The organism is Jatrophihabitans sp., assembly GCF_036389215.1.
Classification (GTDB): domain Bacteria; phylum Actinomycetota; class Actinomycetes; order Mycobacteriales; family Jatrophihabitantaceae; genus Jatrophihabitans_A.
This window is the reverse complement of record NZ_DASVQG010000353.1, coordinates 1-3,826: the sequence shown is the minus strand read 5'-3', so window position 1 is coordinate 3,826 and position 3,826 is coordinate 1. Positions and strand designations below refer to the sequence as shown.

4 protein-coding genes are annotated in these 3,826 nt (G+C 71.4%); 3 read left to right on the top strand and 1 reads right to left on the bottom strand.

Annotation, left to right across the window (positions count from 1 at the left end):
- On the top strand, positions 1-971 hold a 971-nt coding region (locus tag VF542_RS20245), incomplete at its 5' end, for a branched-chain amino acid aminotransferase (RefSeq protein ID WP_408653504.1).
- 80 nt (positions 972-1,051) lie between these two features.
- Here VF542_RS20245 and VF542_RS20240 read toward each other — a convergent pair.
- Complete coding sequence (locus tag VF542_RS20240) at positions 1,052-1,477, bottom strand: SRPBCC family protein (protein WP_408653503.1); 426 nt, start codon at positions 1,475-1,477, stop codon at positions 1,052-1,054.
- 216 nt (positions 1,478-1,693) lie between these two features.
- On the opposite strand from VF542_RS20240, the gene mshC reads away from it, so the two are divergent.
- Together mshC and VF542_RS20230 are read left to right on the top strand one after the other, a co-directional pair.
- Positions 1,694-2,926 carry a cysteine--1-D-myo-inosityl 2-amino-2-deoxy-alpha-D-glucopyranoside ligase gene (gene mshC / locus VF542_RS20235; protein WP_408653502.1) on the top strand — a complete coding sequence of 411 codons (1,233 nt, stop codon included), beginning with the start codon at positions 1,694-1,696 and terminating at the stop codon, positions 2,924-2,926.
- A gap of 58 nt (positions 2,927-2,984) precedes the next feature.
- Positions 2,985-3,602, top strand: a complete 618-nt coding sequence (locus VF542_RS20230; protein WP_408653501.1) for a uridine kinase — start codon at positions 2,985-2,987, stop codon at positions 3,600-3,602.
- The last annotated feature ends 224 nt before the right edge of the window (positions 3,603-3,826 follow it).

The following is a 3,826-nucleotide window of genomic DNA, read 5'->3' as shown; positions in this document are numbered from 1 at the left end:
GTTGGCACCAGCCCGAATTCAGCCGGCTGCAGAACCTCTCCATCCATCCGGGCATGGTCGGGCTGCACTACGGCCAGGTCGCGTTCGAGGGCCTGAAGGCCCACCGGCGCGCGGACGGCTCGATGGTGGTGTTCCGGCCGCACGAGCACGCCCGTCGTTTTCAGACCTCAACCCGCCGATTGGCCATGCCGGAACTGCCCACGGAGATCTTCATGGGTGCGGTGGACCAACTCGTCGCCGCCGACCACGAGCGGCTGTCCGACGATCCGGCGCACAGTCTGTACCTGCGACCGCTCATGTTCGCCACCGATCCACACCTGATGCTGCGTCCGGCGGAGAACTACCGCTTCCTGCTGATGGCGTTCGTGGCCGCCGGATTCTTCGGAGACCGGGTGGACGGCGTCTCGGTGCTGATCAGCCGCGACTACTGCCGGGCTATCCCCGGCGGCACCGGCGACGTCAAGGTTGCGGGCAACTACGCGCCCTCCTACCTGGCCCAGCGCCAGGCGCAGGAGGCCGGCTGCCAGCAGGTTGTCTGGCTCGACGCGGTCGAGCGGCGCTGGGTCGAGGAGATGGGCGGGATGAACCTCTTCTTCGTGCGCGACACCGGGGCCGGCAGCGAGATCGTCACGCCCGAGCTCACCGGCTCGCTGCTGCCCGGGATCACCCGGGACACGCTGCTGGCCCTGGCCGAACGGCTGGGCTACCGGACCCGGGAAGAACGGATCTCGGTGCGGCAGTGGCAACAGGAGAGCGCGGAGGGCCGGATCACGGAGGTGTTCGCGTGCGGCACCGCCGCCGTGATCACGCCGGTGAGTGCGGTCCGCGATCCGGTCGACGGCGACTGGACGATCGGCGACGGGCAGCCAGGCCCGGTGACCCTGGCACTGCGCCGGGCGCTGATGGATCTGCACCATGGGCTGATTGCCGACCCCGATGGCTGGCTGCACCCGGTGCCGACCGGGCGGTAGCTCCGGCCGCCCCGGGACTGCATCAGCGCTGGGCCGGCTTCGACCTGCGGGTTGGACCTGCGCCCGCGACACAGCTGTCGCTAGCGCGGGGCGGTGGCGAGTTCGGCCAGCCGATCCAGGGTGGCGGTCATGCCGGCCAGGTTGCGTTGTGGAAACCGCAGCAACTGCAGGGCAAGCCGGTTCTGGGCGCTACGGGCATCCCACTCCTCGGTGACCTCGGTGCCACCGGGCACCTCGGTGAACCGGTACCGCCAGACGTGACCGTTGAAGTGCCGCCAGCCGATCAGCGCCGGCTCGTCGAACTCCACCACGGTGTTGAGGATCCGGTAATCGGTGCCCAGCCGCATGTCCATCGAGAAGGTGGCACCCAGGCTCAGCCGGCTGGGGCCGCCCGGCCGCACCGCCTTCACCGAACCGGAGCCGTCGATCAGCGGATGCTGGGCCGGATCGGCCAGCACGTCGAACAGTCGCTGCCGATCGGCCTGCATCGACTTGGTCACCGACACCAGGAGACGCGAATTCGGGAGCATCACCCAGTTCTACCGCACCGGCTGCCGTCGACCTGACCGCTGGCCGCCGTCCGACCTGATCGTTGGCCGCGGAGCAGGGCGACCCGCCGAGCGACCAGCGGCACCGCGGCCAACGATCGCAAGGCTGCCCTTCTCCAGTGCCACGCTGCCCGGCGCGGGCAATGAGGCTGACCTGCGGCTAACGTAACCGCCATGCAGTCCTGGCCCACCCCTGACGTGCCGGAGCTACCGGGTACCGCACGGCCACTGAGGCTGTACGACACCGCGGCAGACGAGGTCCGGCCCACCGCGCCGGGCGCCACGGCCCGGATCTACGTGTGCGGAATCACTCCTTACGACGCGACCCACCTGGGGCACGCCGCCACCTACCTGGCCTTCGATCTGGTGCAGCGGCTATGGCTGGACGCCGGTCATGCCGTGCACTACGTCCAGAACGTCACCGACATCGACGACCCGCTGCTGGAGCGTGCGGCCGCGACCGGCACCGGTTGGTCGGAACTGGCCGAGCGCGAGACCGAGCTGTACCGCCAGGACATGACCGCGCTGCGGGTGCTGCCTCCGGCGGACTACGTCGGCGTGGTCGAATCGGTGGAGGAGATCGCCGAGGCGGTGGCCAAGCTGCTGGCCGACGACCACGCCTACCGGCTCGAGTCCGACATCTACGCCCGGACGCCCAGCAATGGCCGGTTCGGATACGAGTCCCGCTATTCCCGCGAGCAGATGCTCACCCTGTTCGCCGAGCGCGGTGGTGACCCGGACCGGCCGGGCAAGCATGACCCGCTGGATGCGCTGCTGTGGCGGGGCCGCCGGGAGGGTGAGCCGTTCTGGGAGACCGCGGCCGGGGCCGGCCGGCCGGGCTGGCACATCGAGTGCTCGGTGATCGCCCGCAACCGGCTGGGGATGGGCATCGACGTGCAGGGCGGTGGCTCGGACCTGCGGTTCCCGCATCACGAGCATTCGGCCGCACACGCCGAGGCGCTGACCGGCGAATGGCCGTTCGCCCGGCACTACGTGCACGCCGGCATGATCGGGCTGGACGGCGAGAAGATGAGCAAGTCGCGCGGCAACCTGGTGTTCGTCTCCAAGCTGCGCGGGGCCGGCGTCGACCCGATGGCGATCCGGCTGGCGCTGCTGGACGGGCACTACCGGGCCGACCGGGAATGGACCGGCGGCCGGTTGCCGCAGGCCGAGTTGCGGCTGGCCGGCTGGCGAGCGGCCACCGCCGCACCGGCCGGCCCGGATGGCATGGCGTTGCTGGAGCACGTGCGGGATCGGCTCGCCGATGACCTCGACACCAGCGGCGTGCTGGCGGCCGTCGACCGGTGGGCCCGGTTGACCGTCGAGCAGCCTGGCGGCGCGACGGATCCCACGGCCCCCGAGCTGGTGGGCCGCATGGTGGACGCGCTGCTCGGCGTCAAGCTGTAGCCGGGCCTTCAGGGGTGGCCCGGTAGACGCGGAAGACCCGGTGGAGGTGGAAGACCCGGTGGAACCCGTGGACGCGGCGGACCCGGTGCGCTCGTCGGCTCGCGGCCGGCTGGTGGACCTGATCGCCGCCCTGGTACCGGCGGCGGCGACCCTGCCCCCGGCGGCGACCCTGCCGCCGGCCGGGGGAGCGGACTGCGTCCGGGTCGGTGTCGACGGTGTCGACGGGGCCGGCAAGACCTGCTTCGCCGACGAGCTGGCCGCCGCGTTGCGCCGGCGGGGCCGGCCGGTGGTCCGGATAGGGGTCGATGACTTCCACCAGGTCCGGGCGATCCGCTACCGGCGCGGCAGGCAGTCACCGAGCGGGTTCTGGTTGGACTCCTTCGACTATGACCGGCTGTGGGCCGAGGTGCTCACCCCGCTCGGGCCACGCGGCAGCCGCCGGTACCGGCCGGCCGGGCATGACCTGGCGAGCGACCAGGTGCTGCACCCGCCGCCGCGGACCGCCCCGGCCGGCGCAGTCGTGGTGGTGGACGGGCTGTTCCTGCACCGGGCGGAGCTTGCCGGCGCCTGGGAGCTGTCGATCTTCCTGGACGTCGGCTTCGACGAGACCGCCCGCCGGATGGCGAGCCGGGACGGCTCCGAGCGGGATCCGGAGCACCCGAGCATGGCCCGCTAAGTGCTCGCCCAGCGCCGTTACCTCGCGACGTGCCGGCCGCGCCAGCGCGCCGACGTCGTGATCGACAACACCGTGCTGGCCGCTCCGGTGCTGGTCAGCCCTCTCCCGCGTCCTGTTTCGCCCGGCTATTTGTGACAGGTGATGTGCATCCCCGACGGCCTGGCGAGGTATTCCTCCCAGAAGCCCTCACCGCGCTTGCGTTCGGACTCCGGAGGGATCAGGAA

Coding starts and splice junctions, on each gene's coding strand:
- mshC (WP_408653502.1), top strand. CDS start 1,694: ATGCAGTCCTGGCCCACCCCTGACGTGCCGGAGCTACCGGGTACCGCA.